Source organism: Pseudomonas sp. FW300-N2A2, assembly GCF_017351735.1.
Classification (GTDB): domain Bacteria; phylum Pseudomonadota; class Gammaproteobacteria; order Pseudomonadales; family Pseudomonadaceae; genus Aquipseudomonas; species Aquipseudomonas migulae.
Genome location: NZ_JACNDU010000011.1, coordinates 44,716 through 63,158 on the forward strand (window position 1 = coordinate 44,716; position 18,443 = coordinate 63,158).

General features: G+C 60.7%; 14 protein-coding genes. 6 read left to right on the forward strand and 8 right to left on the reverse strand.

The features are described from left to right. Positions 1 to 256: 256 nt before the first annotated feature. On the reverse strand, positions 257 to 1,288 hold the full coding sequence (locus tag J4E42_RS16005; RefSeq protein WP_207285624.1) for a D-cysteine desulfhydrase family protein: 1,032 nt from the start codon (positions 1,286 to 1,288) through the stop codon (positions 257 to 259). 116 nt (positions 1,289 to 1,404) lie between these two features. Continuing rightward, a complete protein-coding gene (locus tag J4E42_RS16010; protein WP_207285625.1) occupies positions 1,405 to 2,517 on the reverse strand; it encodes a cytochrome P450 in 1,113 nt (370 codons plus the stop codon). An 82-nt stretch (positions 2,518 to 2,599) separates the two neighbouring features. Between J4E42_RS16010 and J4E42_RS16015 the strand changes: the two genes are divergently transcribed. Further along, positions 2,600 to 3,430, forward strand: a complete 831-nt coding sequence (locus J4E42_RS16015; protein WP_207285626.1) for a helix-turn-helix transcriptional regulator — start codon at positions 2,600 to 2,602, stop codon at positions 3,428 to 3,430. A 180-nt stretch (positions 3,431 to 3,610) separates the two neighbouring features. Here the strand turns inward: J4E42_RS16015 and J4E42_RS16020 are convergent, their stop codons facing one another. The 5 genes from J4E42_RS16020 to J4E42_RS16040 form a co-directional block, all read right to left on the reverse strand. After that, the gene (locus tag J4E42_RS16020) at positions 3,611 to 4,630 is read right to left on the reverse strand and encodes a branched-chain amino acid aminotransferase (RefSeq protein ID WP_207285627.1); all 1,020 of its coding nucleotides are present in this window, start codon (positions 4,628 to 4,630) and stop codon (positions 3,611 to 3,613) included. A 241-nt stretch (positions 4,631 to 4,871) separates the two neighbouring features. Continuing rightward, positions 4,872 to 6,254, reverse strand: coding sequence for a dihydrolipoyl dehydrogenase (gene lpdA / locus J4E42_RS16025; RefSeq protein ID WP_207285628.1), 1,383 nt, complete (start codon positions 6,252 to 6,254; stop codon positions 4,872 to 4,874). A 3-nt stretch (positions 6,255 to 6,257) separates the two neighbouring features. Continuing rightward, positions 6,258 to 7,529 (reverse strand): dihydrolipoamide acetyltransferase family protein, encoded by a 1,272-nt coding sequence (locus J4E42_RS16030; RefSeq protein WP_207285629.1) that lies wholly within the window; start codon positions 7,527 to 7,529, stop codon positions 6,258 to 6,260. Further along, on the reverse strand, positions 7,530 to 8,588 hold the full coding sequence (locus J4E42_RS16035; RefSeq protein ID WP_008040031.1) for an alpha-ketoacid dehydrogenase subunit beta: 1,059 nt from the start codon (positions 8,586 to 8,588) through the stop codon (positions 7,530 to 7,532). It abuts the gene before it with no gap. Position 8,589: 1 nt separating this feature from the next. Continuing rightward, positions 8,590 to 9,825: a 3-methyl-2-oxobutanoate dehydrogenase (2-methylpropanoyl-transferring) subunit alpha gene (locus tag J4E42_RS16040; RefSeq protein ID WP_008034068.1), complete on the reverse strand. Its 1,236-nt coding sequence runs from the start codon at positions 9,823 to 9,825 to the stop codon at positions 8,590 to 8,592. A gap of 186 nt (positions 9,826 to 10,011) precedes the next feature. Here J4E42_RS16040 and bkdR point away from each other — a divergent pair, with 186 nt between their 5' ends. After that, entirely contained in the window at positions 10,012 to 10,500 is a 489-nt protein-coding gene (bkdR, locus tag J4E42_RS16045; RefSeq protein ID WP_008034067.1) for a Bkd operon transcriptional regulator BkdR, read from the forward strand. A gap of 320 nt (positions 10,501 to 10,820) precedes the next feature. Here bkdR and J4E42_RS16050 read toward each other — a convergent pair whose 3' ends face one another. Beyond that, positions 10,821 to 11,684 (reverse strand): MBL fold metallo-hydrolase, encoded by an 864-nt coding sequence (locus J4E42_RS16050; protein WP_008034066.1) that lies wholly within the window; start codon positions 11,682 to 11,684, stop codon positions 10,821 to 10,823. Positions 11,685 to 11,844: 160 nt separating this feature from the next. Between J4E42_RS16050 and J4E42_RS16055 the strand changes: the two genes are divergently transcribed. The 4 genes from J4E42_RS16055 to nahK all read left to right on the forward strand — a co-directional run bounded on the left by J4E42_RS16055 (position 11,845) and on the right by nahK (position 18,384). Continuing rightward, entirely contained in the window at positions 11,845 to 12,651 is an 807-nt protein-coding gene (locus J4E42_RS16055; RefSeq protein WP_008034065.1) for a sulfite exporter TauE/SafE family protein, read from the forward strand. A 175-nt stretch (positions 12,652 to 12,826) separates the two neighbouring features. After that, a complete protein-coding gene (locus J4E42_RS16060; protein WP_008040029.1) occupies positions 12,827 to 14,011 on the forward strand; it encodes a porin in 1,185 nt (394 codons plus the stop codon). A 646-nt stretch (positions 14,012 to 14,657) separates the two neighbouring features. Continuing rightward, a complete protein-coding gene (gene nosP / locus J4E42_RS16065; RefSeq protein WP_008024902.1) occupies positions 14,658 to 15,821 on the forward strand; it encodes a nitric oxide-sensing protein NosP in 1,164 nt (387 codons plus the stop codon). Continuing rightward, positions 15,751 to 18,384 carry a hybrid sensor histidine kinase/response regulator NahK/ErcS' gene (nahK, locus tag J4E42_RS16070; RefSeq protein WP_162130703.1) on the forward strand — a complete coding sequence of 878 codons (2,634 nt, stop codon included), beginning with the start codon at positions 15,751 to 15,753 and terminating at the stop codon, positions 18,382 to 18,384. The genes nosP and nahK overlap by 71 nt, the downstream gene beginning before the upstream one ends. Positions 18,385 to 18,443 lie beyond the last annotated feature (59 nt).

An 18,443-nucleotide genomic window follows, 5' to 3' on the forward strand; every position in this document is an offset into this window, starting at 1 on the left:
GTGAAGGCTATGCCTGGCTGTAGGACGGATCTGAAAACATGCCTGTTGTTACAAGATTGACTCAATTGATCTTTCCTGAACGGACGTAGTTGTTGGCAATGGTGCTGGGTGTTTTGTTCTTAGATGTTCGCGCGAAAACGATGTTGGTTGTCATGCCGCCATCGCCGGCAAGCCGGCTCCTACAAAGGGCGTTGTAGGAGCCGGCTTGCCGGCGATGAACGATAACGCGGTCGATCAGGCGTTCGGCGAATTGGGGCTAACCCTGAAACATCTCCCGGTACGCATACAACCCCGGTGTCCCGCCCGTCATCACAAACAGCACGTTGTCCCCGGTGCGAAAACGTTCTTGCTTGAGATCCGCCACCAACCCGGCAAACGCCTTGCCGGAGTACACCGGGTCGATCAACAAGCCTTCGGCGCGAGCCATCAGCCGCACGGCGTCTTGCATGGCTTCAGTAGGTAGACCGTAACCTTCGCCCAACTGACTGCCGTCAACGACGATCTCTTCGGGTCGTACGCTGGTATTGCCGCCGAGTAATGCCAGCGTCTCCTGGGTCAATTTCAGGGTTCTGGTCGCTGACGTTTCTCGATCCGACAACACCGAATAAGACTTGACCATCGAGGCCCCTCGGTCCAGCAACTGGAAGCCTGCCGCGAGCCCGGCGTGGGTGCCGGCGCTGCCGTTGGGCACCACGACCTGATTGAAGACCAGGCCGAGTGCCGTCTCCTGCTGCGTGATTTCTGCGGCGCAACGCGCATAACCGAGACTGCCGAGGGGCGTTGAACCGCCCATGGGAATCACCAGCACCTTGTGCCCCGCGTCCCGAAGTTGCGCCGCGCGAGCCTCGGCCCGGGCGAGCGAGTCGGTGCCTCCCGCCAGCACTTGCAGTTGCGCGCCAAACAATTGGTCGAGCAGCACATTGCCGTTGAGTTCGTAATCCACATCAGTCTTGGGGACCGAGCGCGTCAGGATCAATTCGCAGGCGATGCCCAGGCGTGCGCAGGCTGCGGCGGTCAGGCGCGCATGGTTGGACTGCACGCCGCCGACGGTAATGACCGTATCAATGCCGGCCTGCTGCGCCGAACCGATATGGAATTCGAGTTTGCGCAGTTTGTTGCCGCCACCACCCAGCAACATGTGATCGTCGCGCTTGAGAAACAGGCGAATTCCCCGCGCGCCCAGGCCCAACAGCTGTTCGAGGCGTTCGGCTCGTTGAATGGGCGTGGGGCCTTGCAGAAGGTCTGCTCGCGCAAATGCGCTCAGGGCTTTGTCCAGTTGGGTTTGCATCGATGGCGCCTCGCTGACGTTTATCAGAGTGACTCTAGGGAGAAAGTCACTCGCGATAAACGCATTGCCAGTCATTACACCCTTAACCTGATGTAACAAATGCGCCGGCATGCTCTTCACGAGAACAGCGGGATTCGGCCATTCAAGGAAGGGCGGTAGCGCCAGGTCAAGTGCTCCAGCGCGGGCTTCAAGGCCAGAATCTGCCTCAGCGTGGCGCTGGCGATACTCATGGCCAGCACCTGCCCCGGGCATTGATGACGACCGGCACCGAAGGTGAAACTGCGTCGCTGCGGGCGTTCAAGCATGAATGCATCAGGCTGCTCATTGAACTGCGGATCGCGATTGGCCGACGCCAGCATCACCAGGATCACATCGCCCGCATTGAAGTTCATACCCTCGATTTCACAGGATGCGGCGACGAAGCGACGGGTGTTCTGTACCGGCGGATCGAAGCGCTGGACTTCGGCTAACAGGTCGTCAATGTCGATCGAATCGTTCAGCCACTGCGGATGTCGAATCAACGCCAGTAACGCATTGCCGATCAGCCCGGCGGTGGCTTCATAGGTTTGGGAGAACAGGCCGATGAGGTTGGCAATCAGGGCTTCGCTGTCGTCGGAGGTTGCCGAAAACCGCTGGCGGATACCGGCAAGAAGGGCGCTTTGATTGTCCGGGTCGTCCAGTAACTCAATGAAATAACCGCGCAACTGTTCCGCCGCCGCATGGGCAGCGTCCAGGTGTGCCTGAGCGCTGAGGGGCGACAGGCACGCGACGAAATCCCCGGTCAGCTCGCTGATCACCCGAGACTGTGCGGGCGAAAAACCCAGCAACGCCGCCACTACGCACACCGGGCCAAGAAACATTGCCTTGTGCAGCCCTTCGGCGTCGGGGCTGAGCAACCGCGCACCGACCAACGCATTAACTTCCTCCCCGTCAATAAGCGCCAGTCCCGGCTGGATCGCCGATCTTGGGCAACGCTGGCGTTCGCCCTCGTTCATCCGCATCAACTGACTGAAGACCTTGCCGGCCATGCCACTGGCAATGGCCTTGGGCACTGATTCGTGAGTCGGCCGCACGTGACAGTCAGGATGCGCCAGCACCGCCGCCACCGCTTTGGCGCTACTGGCCACCCACAGTTTCAGTCCCTGGTGAAAAACCAGTCCGCCTTGAGCGCGCAGTTGCGCGTAATAAGGATAAGGATCGGCATGAGTCGCAGCGATGATCGGGTCCATGGGTCGCAGCCTTGTTCGTGGTGGGAAAAGTGTTGCTACTATCTCCAGTCCGAAAGGGGCTTGATTCGTCCGGGAGCGAAATATGAACGCAGAACTTCACGACCTCGGTGTTTCACAGGTGGCGGCGGCCATTGCCGAACCGGCCCGGACCAAAATGTTGTGTTCTTTGATGGACGGCCACGCCCGCACCAGCACCGAGTTGGCGGCGATTGCCGAAGTCAGCGCTTCCACTGCCAGCGCGCATCTGGCCAAACTCAAGGAACTGGCGCTGCTGCGTCTGCACGTCCAGGGGCGCCATCGCTATTACAGCCTCGCGGACAAACGCGTGGCCCAGGCGCTGGAAGCGTTGATGGTGATCGGCCAGAACACCGCGCCGACGTTCAACCCACGCACTCCGGACCGCCTGCAATTTGCCCGCACGTGCTACGACCACATGGCCGGCACGCTGGCGGTGTTGCTGCATGACCGGCTGCTGGAAAAAGGCTGGTTGCTGGAAACCGATGAACAGGCTTATCGGTTGAGTGACAGCGGCGAGGCGTTGTTCGAAGGGCTGGGCATTGAAGTCAACGACCTGACCACGCAGCGCCGACGGTTTGCCTGCCCGTGCCTGGACTGGAGCATGCGCCGACCGCATCTGGGTGGTTCGTTGGGCGCGGCGTTGCTGCAAACGGCGATCAAGCGCAAATGGGTGACGCAGGATCTGGACAGCCGGGCGCTGACGTTGACCGCGTTGGGCCGCAAGGAAATCGGCGCCCGGTTTGACCTGAAGCAAAATCTGCCCGTCGGCGAGCTGATTCCGGGATTGATCACCCAGGCCGGTCAGGTCAGCGGTATCGAGGGCAGGGTGGGCAAGCGACTCACACTGGCAAACGGAGTTTCTGACACGGACTCTCGGGAAACACAGAACCTGTAGGAGCCGGCTTGCTGGCGATGGACTCCAGTGCACCGCGGTGAACCAGTCAGTAAGCGTTATCGTTAACGACCATCGCCAGCAAGCCGGCTCCTACAGTTCTGAGGCGAATGGAATGTCTGGCTCATAAAAAAGCCCCCCATCGCCAAGACGATGGGGGGCTTGGATGCAGCAGAGGTCAGGTCAAACCTTGACGATCCAGCCTGCTGGCGCTTCGATCTCACCGGTTTGCACGCCGGTCAGCTCTTTGTAGAGCTTCTGGGTGACCGGGCCGACCTCGGTTTCGCTGTGGAACACGTGCAGGTGGTCGTTGTAGCTGATACCGCCGATCGGGGTGATCACGGCAGCCGTACCGCAAGCGCCGGCTTCCTTGAAGTCGGACAGCTTGTCGATGAACACGTCACCTTCAACCACTTCCAGGCCCAGACGTGTCTTGGCCAGCTCGATCAACGACAGACGGGTGATGCCCGGCAGCACCGACGGCGAGTTCGGGGTGACGAACTTGTTGTCTTGGGTGATCCCGAAGAAGTTGGCCGAACCGACTTCTTCGATTTTGGTGTGGGTCATCGGGTCCAGGTAGATGCAGTCGGCAAAATGCGCCTTCTTGGCCTGGGAGCCAGGCATCAGGCTGGCGGCGTAGTTGCCACCGACCTTGGCTGCGCCGGTGCCTTGTGGGGCGGCACGGTCGTAGCTGGAGATCAGGAAGTTGTGCGGGGTCAGGCCACCTTTGAAGTAAGCGCCAACCGGGATGCAGAAGATCGAGAAGATGAACTCGGGTGCGGTACGCACGCCGATGTTGTCACCCACGCCGATCACGAACGGGCGCAGGTACAGCGCGCCGCCGGTGCCGTAAGGCGGGATGAAACGCTCGTTGGCGCGGACCACTTCCTTGCACGCTTCGATGAACTGCTCGGTCGACACATGCGGCATCAGCAGGCGGGCGCAGCTGCGCTGCATGCGGGCGGCGTTCTGGTCCGGGCGGAACAGGTTGATCGAACCGTCCTTGCAACGGTAGGCCTTCAGGCCTTCGAAGCATTGCTGGCCATAGTGAAGGGCAGTCGAGCCTTCGCTGATGTGCAGCACATTGTCTTCGGTCAGGGTGCCTTTGTCCCACTCGCCATTACGCCAGTGCGACAGATAGCGCTTGTCTGTCTTGATGTAATCAAAACCCAGCTTGTCCCAATTGATGCTTTCGTTACCCATGACACCCTCTATCACTTAACAACCGTCGAAACGGTTCAAGGCTTCTGACGTTTTTTGGATGGGGACAACAATACTTCATTCCGGGCCTAAATCGCAGCCCGGACTATCGGATGACAGACAGATAAATTGTGTTGGCCTCAAGAAATCGCTAGCAGGCTAGCTCCCACAGGAGAACGCATTCCAAAGTGGGAGCTAGCCTGCTAGCGATGGGGCCATCTCTGCCGCCATCCATTGTTCTGAATTACAGGTGCAACGCATGCCCCAACGCACGCAACGCCGCTTCCTGGACGGCTTCGCCCAAGGTCGGATGCGCATGGATGGTGCCGGCGATGTCTTCCAGTCGGGCGCCCATTTCCAGGCTTTGGCCAAACGCGGTCGACAATTCCGAAACACCCACGCCAACGGCCTGCCAGCCAACAATCACGTGATTGTCCCGACGAGCGACCACTCGCACGAAGCCACTTTTCGATTCCAGCGTCATCGCCCGGCCATTGGCTGCGAACGGGAAGCTTGAAACGATGCAGTCCAGGCCCGCGGCCTTGACCTCGTCCGGGGTCTTGCCGACCACCACCAGTTCCGGGTCGGTGAAGCACACGGCAGCGATAGCGGTCGGGTTGAACTCGCGGGTTTTACCGCTGATCAGCTCGGCCACCATCTCGCCCTGAGCCATGGCCCGGTGCGCAAGCATCGGTTCACCGCTGAGGTCGCCGATGGCGTAGACGTTGCGCATGCTGGTCTGGCAACGGTTGTCGATCTTGATCGCCGAGCCGTTCATGTCCAGATTCAGCGCTTCGAGGTTCCAGCCCTGGGTGTTGGGTTTGCGGCCAACGGCGACCAGTACCTGATCGGTTTCAAGGTTCAGGGTTTCGCCGTTCGGTTCGAGAACCTGCAATGTATTGTTATTGGAATCAAAGCCTTGGACGCTATGCTTCAAGTAAAGCTTCACGCCGAGTTTTTTCAATTCATCATGAACAGGCTGGGTCAGTTCAGCGTCGTAGGCCGGCAGGATGCGATCCTGCGCCTCGACCACGCTGACGTCGGCGCCGAGCTTGCGATAGGCAATCCCCAGTTCCAGACCGATGTAACCGCCACCCACCACGACCAGCCGTTTCGGTACCGATGTGGGTGCCAAGGCTTCGGTGGAGGAGATGATCGGCCCGCCAATCGGCAGCATCGGCAGGTTCACGCTTTTCGAACCGGTGGCCAGCACCAGGTGCTCGCACTGAATTCGCGTGTCGCCGACTTCTACGGTTTTACCATCGATAACTTTCGCAAAACCTTGAATAACCTGAATTTTGTTCTTTTTCAGCAGCGCCGAAACGCCAGTGGTCAGGCGATCAACGATGCCGTCCTTCCACTCGACGCTTTTGCTGATATCGAGGGTCGGCGCCGACACGCTGATGCCCAGCGCAGAGTGCCGGCTGTGGTGCTGCGTCTGGTGGAACTGCTCGGCAACGTGGATCAGCGCCTTCGACGGAATGCAGCCGATGTTCAGGCAGGTACCGCCCAACGATTCGCCTTCCACCAGAATGGTCGAGATGCCCAACTGACCGGCACGGATCGCCGTCACATAACCGCCAGGACCGCCGCCGATGATCAGCAGCGTGGTGTTCAAAATCTGCATGCCTTACTCCACAAACAAGGTAGCGGGTTGTTCGAGCAAGCCACGAACGGCCTGGATGAATTGCGCCGCGTCCATGCCATCGACCACGCGGTGATCGAAGGAGCTGGAGAGGTTCATCATCTTGCGGATCACGATCTGGCCTTTGACCACCATCGGGCGTTCGACGATTTTGTTGACGCCGACGATCGCCACTTCCGGCAGGTTCAGCACCGGGGTGCTGACGATCCCGCCCAATGCGCCGAGGCTGGTCAGGGTGATGCTCGAGCCGGACAATTCATCGCGGCTGGCCTTGCCGTTACGCGCGGCGTTGGCCAAGCGGGAGATTTCGGCGGCGTTGTCCCACAGGCTGCGGGCTTCGGCGTGACGCACCACGGGCACCATCAAACCGATGTCGGCTTGAGTGGCGATGCCCACATGCACCGCGCCGAGGCGGGTGATGACCTGGGCTTCGTCGTCGTAACGGGCGTTGATCTGCGGGAAGTCGCGCAGGGCGACAACCAGGGCGCGGACCAAAAATGGCAACAGGGTCAGCTTGCCACGGGTCGCACCGTGTTTTTCGTTCAGGTGCGCACGCAGTTCTTCCACGGCCGTGACGTCGATTTCTTCGACATAACTGAAGTGGGCGGCGCGCTGGGTGGCGTCCTGCATGCGCTGGGCGATCTTGCGGCGCATGCCGATCACCGGGATCTGTTCTTCGTCGTTACGCTGGGCGTAAGCGGCGGTGGCAGTCGTTGCATTCGACTGACCTTGCGCCAGATAGGCGTCCAGGTCTTCGTGCAGCACGCGACCGGCAGGGCCGGTGCCACGCACCAGACGCAATTGAATGCCGAGGTCCAGTGCATGTTTGCGCACGGCCGGGGAGGCCAGCGGACGCTCGTCGGCTTCGCGAGCCACCATCGGGCCCTGGCAGACGGCCGCTCGCGGCGCTGCGGCAGGAGCCGGCTTGGTTGCCACAACAGCTTCGACTTTGGGTGCCGGCGCTTCTTTCGCGGCGGCAACCACAGGCTGGGCCGACTCTTTAACGTTGCCCGCGCCTTCGACTTCAATGCTGATCAGGATGCTGCCAACCGCCATGACTTCGCCGGGCACGCCGCCCAGCGCAATCACCTTGCCGTGCACCGGCGAAGGGATGTCGACCATCGCCTTGTCGGTCATGACATCGGCCAGCACCTGATCTTCGACGACCATGTCGCCGACTTTGACGTGCCATACCGACAGTTCAACTTCTGCAATGCCTTCACCAATGTCCGGCATTTTAATAACGTGCGTGCCCATTCAGACCTCCATAACCCGATGCAAAGCCGCGCCCACTCGGGACGGACCAGGGAAATACGCCCACTCTTGCGCGTGCGGGTAGGGGGTGTCCCAACCGGTGACGCGTTCGATCGGCGCTTCCAGGTAGTGGAAGCAGTGCTCTTGCACCAGGGCAGCCAGTTCGGCACCGAAACCGCAGGTGCGGGTCGCTTCGTGAACGATCACGCAGCGGCCGGTTTTCTTCACCGACTTGGTGATGGTTTCCAGGTCCAGCGGCCACAGGCTGCGCAGGTCGATGACTTCAGCGTCGATCCCGCTTTCTTCAGCGGCGACTTGCGACACATAAACGGTGGTGCCGTAAGTCAGGATGGTCACATCCTTGCCCGGACGGGTGATGGCGGCGACGTCCAGCGGCACGGTGTAGTAACCGTCCGGGACTTGCGCGGCCGGGTGTTTCGACCATGGCGTGACCGGACGTTCGTGGTGACCATCGAACGGGCCGTTGTACAGGCGTTTTGGCTCCAGGAAGATCACCGGGTCATCGTTTTCGATGGAGGCGATCAGCAGGCCCTTGGCGTCGTACGGGTTGGACGGCATCACCGTGCGCAAGCCGCAGACTTGGGTAAACATCGCCTCGATACTCTGGCTGTGCGTCTGGCCACCGTAGATGCCGCCGCCGCAAGGCATGCGCAGGGTCATCGGTGCGGTGAACTCGCCGGCCGAGCGATAACGCAGGCGGGCGGCTTCGGAAATGATCTGGTCCGACGCCGGGTACACGTAGTCGGCGAACTGGATCTCGGCCACCGGACGCAAACCGTAGGCGCCCATGCCCACGGCAACGCCGACGATGCCGCTTTCGGAGATCGGCGCGTCGAACACGCGGGAGGTGCCGTACTTGTTCTGCAGGCCTTCGGTGCAACGGAACACGCCGCCGAAGTAGCCAACGTCCTGACCAAACACGACGACGTTGTCGTCACGTTCAAGCATCACATCCATGGCCGAGCGCAGGGCCTGGATCATGGTCATGGTGGTCGTGGTCATGGCGGTTTCCGGTTGAATATTGTTGTTGTGATCGTTCATGTCAGATCCCCAACTCTTGACGCTGGCGCTTCAAGTGCTCCGGCATCTCTTTATAGACGTCTTCGAACATGGTCGCGGCGCTCGGAATCTGGCCGCCGGCTAGGGTGCCGTACTGCTCGGCTTCTTTCTGCGCGGCGATGACTTCTGCTTCCAGTTCGGCGCTGACGGCGACGTGTTCCTCTTCGGACCAGTGACCGATTTTCACCAGGTGCTGCTTCAGGCGCGCAATCGGGTCGCCCAACGGGAAGTGGCTCCAGTCGTCGGCAGGACGGTATTTGGACGGATCATCGGAGGTCGAGTGCGGGCCGGCGCGGTAGGTGACCCATTCGATCATGGTCGGGCCAAGGTTGCGGCGGGCGCGCTCGGCGGCCCAGGCGGAAGCGGCGTAGACCGCGTAGAAATCGTTACCGTCGACGCGCAGGGAGGCGATGCCGCAACCGACGCCACGACCGGCGAATGTAGTGGCTTCACCACCGGCAATTGCCTGGAAGGTGGAGATGGCCCATTGGTTGTTGACCACGTTGAGGATCACCGGCGCGCGGTACACGTGGGCGAAGGTCAGGGCGGTGTGGAAGTCCGACTCGGCAGTGGCGCCGTCGCCGATCCAGGCCGAGGCGATTTTGGTATCACCCTTGATCGCCGAGGCCATGCCCCAGCCGACAGCCTGGACGAATTGGGTGGCGAGGTTGCCGGAAATGGTGAAGAAACCGGCTTCCTTGACCGAGTACATGATCGGCAACTGACGGCCCTTGAGCGGATCGCGCTCGTTGGACAGCAACTGGCAGATCAGGTCCACCAGTGGCACTTCACGTGCCATCAGGATGCTTTGCTGGCGATAGGTCGGAAAGCACATGTCGTCGATGTTCAAGGCCAGGGCCTGGGCGCTGCCGATGGCTTCTTCGCCAAGGCTTTGCATGTAGAACGACATTTTTTTCTGACGCTGGGCGACCACCATGCGGTTGTCGTAGATCCGCGTCTTGAGCATGGCGCGCATGCCTTTACGCAGGATCTCTACCGGTACGCCTTCGGCCCACGGGCCCAGGGCATTGCCCTGATCGTCGAGCACGCGAATCAGGCCGCGGGCCAGATCGGCCGTGTCGGCGGGTTCAACGTCGATTGGGGGTTTGCGCACCGTGCCGGCATCGGTCAGATGCAGGTAGGAGAAGTCGGTTTTACAGCCGGGACGGCCCGAGGGTTCAGGGACGTGCAGGCGCAGCGGTTCATACGCTTGGTTCATGGCTTCTACGCTCGATCTTGTGAATTTCTTGTAGTGAGCTGACCGTCATTCCACGTGTTATGGAAATCTTGTCCTACAAACATCATAGGCCCGGCGCAGGAGAATATTTATCTGTGTTTCGTTGCGTTGGTGGTCATTTGAGGTTAAAAAATCTGCATAAACAAAAATAACAGGTGGTTTTTTCTCATGCGCAAATTGGACCGTACCGATATCGGCATTCTCAACAGCCTTCAGGAGAACGCGCGCATCACCAACGCCGACCTCGCACGCTCGGTGAATCTCTCGCCGACGCCGTGCTTCAACCGGGTCAAGGCGATGGAAGAATTGGGCCTGATTCGCGAGCAAGTGACGCTGTTGGACGCCGACCTATTGGGGCTGCATGTGAATGTGTTCATTCATGTCAGCCTGGAGAAGCAGGTGGAGGAGGCGTTGCAGCATTTCGAGGAAGCGATCTCGGATCGTCCTGAAGTGATGGAGTGCTATTTGATGGCGGGTGATCCGGATTATCTGATCCGGGTGCTGGTGCCGACCATTCAGTCGCTGGAGCGTTTCATGATGGACTTCCTCACCAAAGTGCCCGGTGTGGCGAACATCCGCTCAAGCTTTGCGCTCAAGCAAGTGCGCTATAAAACCGCGCTGCCGCTGCCGGCGAATGGATTGACCCTGACCAATTGACCTGCCCCCCCAAACACCACAAAACCTGTAGGAGCCGGCTTGCCGGCGATGGCGGCGCATCAGCCACCATCATTGTTGCCTGACACACCGTTATCGCCAGCAAGCCGGCTCCTACAGGTTTTGTGGTGGGGGCGGGTTGGTGTGACACCGCGCAATTGTGGGAGCCTGGCTTGCCAGCGATGGCGGCCTCGGAATCACCTTCGCCAGCAAGCTGGCTCCTACGGGCTTTGTGGTGGGTTCGGGTTTGTGTGACACCGCGCAATTGTGGGAGCCTGGCTTGCCGGCGATGGCGGCCTCGGAATCGCCATCGCCAGCAAGAGTCAGAGTTTGTTCAGGGGGATTTTCAGGTAGGTGACGCCGTTTTCTTCGGGCGGCGGCAAATTCCCGGCTCGTACGTTGACCTGAATCGCCGGCAACAACAGCGTCGGCATGCCCAGCCCCGCATCGCGCCGGGTGCGCATGGCGACGAATGCCGCTTCGTCGATGCCGTCATGGATGTGGATGTTGCTCTTGCGCTGCTCTCCCACCGTGGTCTGGCACTGGGGCTTGCGATTTTCAGGCGGATAGTCGTGGCAAACGTAAAGCCGCACGCTGGCCGGAAACGCCAGCAGCTTCTGGATCGAGGCGAACAGTTGATTGGCATTTCCGCCGGGAAAGTCGCAGCGCGCAGTGCCGACATCCGGCATGAACAACGTATCGCCCACCAGAATGACGCTGCTGTCGATCAAATAGGCCATGTCCGCCGGCGTGTGACCGGGCACGTGCAGCGCCGTGGCCTTGAGGTTGCCAATCATGAACGATTCGTCGGGGGCGAACAGGTGATCGAACTGCGAACCGTCCACGGCAAATTCCGGCTCAAGGTTGAACAGGCCTTTGAACACGCCCTGCACCTTGCTGATCGACTGACCAATCGCAATCCTGCCGCCCAGCTCCCGACGCAGATAAGGCGCGGCAGACATATGATCGGCGTGGGCGTGGGTTTCCAGCAGCCATTGCACCTGCAACTGATGTTCACCCACGAAGGCGATGATTTTATCGGCCTGGGTGGTGGCGGTGCGCCCGGCGGCCGGGTCGTAGTCGAGCACCGGGTCGACGATTGCACACTGGCTGCCGTCGGCCTCGTAAACGACGTAACTGTAGGTCGATGAGGCGGGGTCGAGGAAGGCTTCAATCAAGGCGGGCATGGTGGCCGTTTCTTTTGGGACAGGTGTTCAGGGTAGTTTCATTTTCCCTGCGCTGACCAGCCCCGATCAATTCAATGCAGGAAAAAAGCTGCGCGGGCTCTATCCTGTCAGTCATCGATACCGGGCGTTCCCGGCTCTTCTCACGGATCACGAGCGTTTTATGTTGCTGGCAAGTTTTTTTGGTGTGGCCATGGGCCTGGTCCTCGGATTGACCGGTGCCGGTGGCGGCATTCTTGCGGTTCCGGCCCTGGTGCTGGGGTTGGGTTTGACCATGACACAAGCGGCCCCCGTTGCATTGTTTGCGGTGGGCAGCGCAGCGGCGGTCGGCGCCGTCGATGGGTTGCGCCATGGCCTGGTGCGTTATCGCGCGGCGTTGTTGATCGCCTTGCTGGGGGCGATTTTTTCCCCGGTCGGCATCTACTTTGCCCATCAACTGCCGGAAAAAATCCTGATGATTCTGTTCAGCCTGCTGATGGTCATGGTGGCCTGGCGGATGCTGCGCCGCGAGCGCCATGAAGAAGGGCCGAGCGATCACGGCCACGCCAACTGGGGCCAGAAAAACTGCATGCTCGATCAACAGACCGGGCGCTTTTCCTGGACCGCCAAATGCACCGCAACCCTGGCGGCACTTGGCGCGGTGACCGGTGTGGTCTCCGGGTTGCTCGGGGTCGGCGGCGGGTTTCTGATTGTCCCGGCGTTCAAGCAACTGACCGATGTGCAGATGCGCGGGATCGTCGCGACGTCCTTGATGGTCATCAGCCTGATTTCTGCCATCGGCGTGATCGGTGCATTTCATGCCGGGGTGCGGATCGATGGTCTGGGCGTGGCGTTCATTGTCGCGAGCGTCATAGGCATGATCGTTGGCCGACAGTTGTGCGCCCGAGTCCCGGCCCGGGCCTTGCAGATCGGCTTCGCCAGCCTCTGCGTGGTGGTCGCGGCCTACATGCTGTTCAAGGCCGGCATCTAGGCGTCTTACACCTTAAGTTCCGGGCCCTCGTCGTGGCCCGGTCTTACACCGAACTTGCTGCACTCCACCGGCCACGCCAAAGCACTTCAAAACCACCCCCAAGGCAGCGTATGACGCCGCCGGTCCGCTTTCGATAATCGCCTCCGACATCCAGTCCCCCGCTGCGGAGCGCGTCATGCACAACAATAAGAATTTCAAGCACCGTTACTTGCCAGCCTTCATCGCCAGCCTGTCGGCCCTGGGTTTGAGCTCAATGGCCGAAGCCGAAATCATGCTGTACGACAAGGACCAGACTACGTTTTCCACCGATGGCTACATCAACGCCTTCTATGTGAACAGCGACGTCGACCGTGCCGGCGAGCAGTTCGACCGTCGACAGGCACGGGTGAAAATGGGCTTTTTGCCCAACTACCTTGGCTTCAACATGGGCAAGCAGGTCGACGACCTCAAGCTCGGCGCCCGGGCGTCGTTCTGGGTGACCATCAACGACAGCGAAACCAACGGCACCGACACCGCCATCGACGTGCGGCAGTTCTACGGCACGGTGGCCAACCCGGAATGGGGCGAAGTGCTGATCGGCAAGGACTTCGGCCTGTTTGCCCGTTCCAACATTCTGCTCGATGAGTTGCTGGCCGGTTACGGCCAGGTCAGCGACACGCTCGGGTTGGTGGATGGCGGCGGGGTGTCGTTCGGCAACATCGGCAGCGGCTATCCGTACCCGTTCCCGACATCGCAAATCACTTACCGCACCCCGGTGATGGACGGCCTGCGAGTCGCGGTAGGGATCATGGACCCGGTGGACACCAACGACAGCAGCGCGACCGGCAAGGCCTATCAGGAAAACCCGCGCACCGAGAGCGAGATCACCTATCAGTTCGACCTCGCCGGGGCGAAGATTTACAGCTGGGTGAACGGCAGCTACCAGACTTCGGACAACACCGATTCCACGGTGCAGTCCGTGACCTCCAAAGGTTTGGGTTATGGCGTGCAGGCGAAAATGGGCGGTTTGTCGCTGACCGGTTCGGGTTTTCAGGCCAAGGGCATCAACCCGTTCTTCACCAACAACGCTGGCGAACCGACGCTGCGTAATGTCGACAGCGACGGCTACCTGTTGCAGGGCTCGTACAAGCTGGGCAAAAACCGCCTGGCCTTGTCCTACGGCAAGACCAAGGACGACGGCAACGGCGTGGTGGGCAGCGGCGCGGACTATGAGACTCGCGGCATTGCGCTGTTCCATGACGTCAACGACAACCTGAAGCTGGTGGCCGAGTACAACCAGTTCGAAATCAATGGCCACCAAACCAGCGCGCAAAACGAAGACACCGACACCTTCGCGGTGGGGGCGGTGTTGACCTGGTAACCCCGCACGCTACGCAAATCCCCTGTAGGAGCCGGCTTGCCGGCGATGACGGTGTATCAGTCAACATCATTGTCGCCTGACAGTCCGCTATCGCCAGCAAGCTGGCTCCTACAGGTTTTGTGTCATGGCAGAAAACGGCGCGCCGGGCACGGATTTGTAGGAGCCGGCTTGCCGGCGATAGCGGCGCATCAGTCACCATCATTGTTGCCTGACCCACCGCTATCGCCAGCAAGCTGGCTCCTACAAGTTTCGTGTCATGGCAGAAAACGGCGCGCCGGGCACGGAATTGTAGGAGCCGGCTTGCCGGCGATAGCGGCGCATCAGTCACCATCATTGTTGCCTGACTCACCGCCATCGCCAGCAAGCCGGCTCCTACAGGTTTTGTGTCATGGCAGACAATGGCGCGCCGGGCACGGATTTGTAGGAGCCGGCTTGCCGGCGATGACGGACTGTCAGTCACCATCATTGTTGCCTGACCCACCGTTATCGCCAGCAAGCCGGCTCCTACAGGGATTTGCGGTGTTTTGCAGATCCCGTCCGATTCTCATCCCATCGAAGCGCCTGACCGCTACCCAAGTAGCATACGTCGCCGACCGCTGCCTTCGTACACTCCAACCTCATACATGCGCACCTGCGGGAGGCGACGATGCAGCAGGTTCAGAGCGACGGGGTCGTCAGTGCGATGTCCCAGGCGACCGATGCCCAGCAGGTAGCCCAGGAGTTGGCGCGGCAATTGTTGCACCCGCATTTGGGCTTTGTGCTGTTTTTTTGCTCCGCCGAGTACGACTTGCAGGCGCTGGGCCAGGCCTTGCAGCAGAGCTTTGGCGGTATCCGTCTGGTCGGCTGCACCAGCGCCGGGGAAATCACCCCGCTGGGTTACGGACGCAACTGCGTGACGGCGGTGGGTTTCGACCATCGGCATTTTTCCATCGATGCCGAATTGATCGACGAGATGGAGCGCTTCAGCCTGATCGACGCCCAGCAAATGGTCGAGCGTCTGGTCAGTGGTTGTCGCAGCAACACCCTGGCGCCGATCAAGGGCAACAGCTTTGCCCTGACCTTGCTCGATGGTTTGTCCAGCCGTGAAGAAATGGTGCTCGCGGCGTTGAGCGCGGCGTTGGGCGACATTCCGCACTTCGGTGGCTCGGCCGGCGACGACAATTACCTGACCCACACCCACGTTTACTTCGGCGGCGAGTTCCACAGCGGCGCGGCGGTGGTGGTGCTGGTCAACACCTGGCTCGACTTCGAAGTCTTCACCACCCACCACATCCTGCCGAGAGCGGAAAAACTGGTGGTCACTGGCGCCGACAGCGCCTCGCGCCGGGTCTTCGAACTGAATGCTGAACCGGCCGCCGAGGAGTACGCCCGGCACATCGGTGTCCCCGTGGCTGAACTCGATCATCGGATCTTCGCCGCCCACCCGCTGGCGGTGCGGATCAACGATCAGTATTACGTGCGGGCCATCCAGCAGGTGCACCCGGACTTGAGCCTGAGTTTCTACTGCGCCGTGGAAAACGGCATCGTCCTCACCGTCATGACCCCAGGGCCGATGCTGCCCAATCTGCAAACCCTGTTCGACGGTTTGCAGGAACGCCTCGGTGACCTGTTGTTGACCATCGGCTGCGACTGTTTTCTCAGGCGCCTGGAACTGGAAGACGGCGGCAATCTGGAGCAGATCGGCAGGTTTTTGCGCGACCAGCGGGTGATGGGTTTCAACACCTACGGAGAACAGTTCAATGGCATGCACATCAACCAGACCTTCACCGGGGTTGCCATTGCCCGAGGCCGCTCCCCTGGACATCGCTGAGCTTGCGGCTCAAGTCGCCAGCCTGCGGCACGAAAACCACAAATTGCAGCGCATCAATGCTGCGCTGATCGAACGGATCGAGTCCGGCATCACCCGCGGCAACGACCCGTACGCGGCGTTCCAGCATTCGGTGGTGCTGGCCGAACAGGTGCGTGAGCGCACCGATGCCTTGAACCAGGCCATGGCTGAACTGAAATCAGGCAATCACTTGCTCAGCGAAGCGCGTCTGCGTGCGGAAACCGCGCATCAACACCTGATCGACGCCATCGAGAGCATTTCCGACGCCTTTGTATTGTTCGACGCGGAGCAGCGGATCGTGCTGTTCAACAGCCGCTTCAAGGCGTTCTGGGGTAACAGCCGGGTGCGAATCAACGCCGGCATGCGCCTGGCCGAGGTCAAGCGGCTGATGCTGTCCACCGGTCTGTTCACCGAAGAACCGCGTGGGCAGGCCGACGAGAACCTGCTGTTCCGCTTGCAGGACGGTCGCTGGCTGCAAGTCAGCGAACGGCCGACCCAGGAAGGCGGGCGGGTGATCCTGTTCACCGACATCACCGACGTCAAACTCAGTGAAACCGTGCGCCGCGAGCAGGCCGTGGCGCAGAAATCGCATTTGTTGCAACGGGCCGTGGACAACCTGTCCCAAGGCGTAGCGATGGTCAACGCCGAGGGCATTCTGGAGTTGTGGAACCGGCGCTTCCTTGAACTCAGCGGCCTGGCGCCGGTGGCGGCGCATCGACCGTTCGCCGAAGTGATCGCCGACAGCGAGTTGAACCTGCTGACCCCGGCTAGCCGTGACGGCAACGGGCGCCCGGTGCAGGAATGCGAGCAGCGTCTGTACGATGGCCGGGTCCTGGAAATTCGCACGCATCCGTTGCCCACCGGCGGCTTCGTCAACACCTTTACCGACATCACCGAACGCTACCAGCACGCCGAAGCGCTGAGCGAAAGCGAGCGCTGGATTCGCCTGATCACCGACCACGTACCGGCGCTGATCGCCTACCTCAATGCCGACCTTGTCTACGAGTTCACCAACAAGGTCTACGAAGAATGGTACTGCTGGCCACGCGGCGTGATGCTCGGGCAGAGCCTGCGCGAAGTGCACAGCGAGCAGCATTACCAGCGCCTGGAAGCCTATGTGGCACGGGCGTTGGCCGGTGAGAGCGTGACGTTCGAGTTCGCCGAAACCAACATCAACAACCAGGAGCGCTACATGCTGCGCTCCTACGTGCCCAATCGGCTGGTAACCGGCGAAGTGGTGGGGATTTTCGTGTTGATCCGCGACATCACCGAACGCCGCCGCACGGCCGAGGCGTTGCACCAGGCCTATCAGAACCTCGAACTGCGGGTGCGCGAACGTACGGCGGAGCTGACGACCCTCAATGACCAGTTGCTGCGCGAGATCGACGAACGTCGGCGGGTAGAATCACGCCTGCGCGAGGCCAAGCTCGAAGCCGAGCAGGCCAACCTGTCGAAGACCAAGTTTCTTGCCGCCGTCAGCCACGATTTGCTGCAACCGCTGAACGCCGCGCGCCTGTTTACCAGCGCCTTGCTCGAACGCCGGGAGCCGCTGGCCAACGAGATTCTGGTGCGCAACGTCAGCAATTCCCTGGAGGACGTGGAGAATCTGCTCGGCACGCTGGTCGACATTTCCAAACTCGATGCCGGGGTGATCAAGGCCGACATCGCGCCGTTCGCCTTGAGCGAGTTGCTGGAAAACCTCGCCGCCGAGTACACCCAAGTCGCACGCAGCGAAGGGCTTGAGCTGCATTTCATCGGGTGTTCGGCGCTGGTGCGCAGCGACATTCAATTGCTTGCGCGGATCCTGCGCAACCTGTTGAGCAACGCGATTCGCTACACCTACAGCGGCCGCGTGGTGCTCGGTTGCCGGCGGCATCATCAGCGGCTGTCGATCGAGGTCTGGGACAGCGGCATGGGCATCGCCGAAAACCGTCTGGAAGAGATTTTCCAGGAGTTCAAACGCGGTGATGTGCAACGTCCGGATCAGGATCGCGGGTTGGGGCTGGGGCTGGCAATCGTCGAGAAAATTGCCGGGATTCTTGGGCACCGCATTCACGTACGTTCGTGGCCGGGCAAGGGCTCGGTGTTTTCCGTCGAGGTGCCTTTGAGCGCGACGGCACCCAAGGCACTGCCGAGCCTGTTGATGAGTGAGCCGATGCTTGAGCGACTGCGCGGTGCACGGGTATGGGTGCTGGATAACGATGCGGCGATTTGCGCCGGCATGCGCACCTTGCTCGAAGGGTGGGGTTGTCTGGTGGTGACGGCGCTGTCGGAGCAGGATTTGGCGCGGCAAGTGGACAATTATCACGCCGAGGCGGATTTGCTGATTGCCGATTACCACCTGGATGACGATCAGAACGGCGTGGATGCCGTGGCGCGGATCAACGCCCGGCGCGGCTCAGCCATTCCGGCGATGATGATCACCGCCAATTACAGCAATGAACTCAAATTGCAGATTCGAGAGCTGGGGCACACCTTGATGCATAAGCCGGTGCGGCCGATGAAACTGAAGACGGCGATGAGTCATTTGCTCGGTAGGCCTTGAGATATTTGTTGATGTTGAGGGCCTCATCGCCAGCAAGCCGGCTCCTACAGGGGATCGCG